Annotated in this window: 1 protein-coding gene; it reads left to right on the top strand. The window is 59.1% G+C overall.

Features of this window, described 5'->3' with window-relative positions:
• The coding region (locus QN347_RS19420) for an IS4 family transposase (RefSeq protein ID WP_323494348.1) at window positions 1-540 on the top strand (540 nt) is incomplete at both ends.

The following is a 540-nucleotide window of genomic DNA, read 5'->3' as shown; positions in this document are numbered from 1 at the left end:
AGTAAGAGTGCGGCGGCACAGGCGCGCCAGCGCCTTGGTTCCGAACCGCTGAAGTGGCTGTTCGATCACTCCGCCCGTCACTGGAGCGGCCAGGATCGCCGCGCCTATCTATTTAAAGGGCTGCAACTGTTTGCTATGGACGGCACCACGTTGCGCACCCATGACAACGTCGAGAACCGGAGCCATTTCGGCGCCCAACTTTACGCCAGCGGTGCTCTCGCCAGCTATCCGCAAGTACGCGGCGTGACACTGACCGCTTTGCCGACGCATATCGTTCACAGTGCCGCGTTCGGCCCTTACGGCACCAATGAGATGTTGTACGCAAAGCAGTTGATCGCTGATGTGCCCAATGAATCGCTTACCGTCTTCGATCGCGGCTTTCTGTCTGCGGAAATCCTGTGTGCTTTGACGCAGCACGGCACGGATCGCCACTTTATTATTCCCGCCAAATCAAATACCCGATGGGAACTGATCGAGGGCGATGAGAACGATTGCATCGTCCGGATGCGGGTGTCGCCGCAGGCCCGTGCCAAGTGCCCC

The organism is Sphingomonas sp. 10B4, from assembly GCF_035019905.1.
In the GTDB taxonomy this organism is placed as follows: domain Bacteria; phylum Pseudomonadota; class Alphaproteobacteria; order Sphingomonadales; family Sphingomonadaceae; genus Sphingomonas; species Sphingomonas glacialis.
This window is presented reverse-complemented; position numbering and strand designations above follow the sequence as displayed.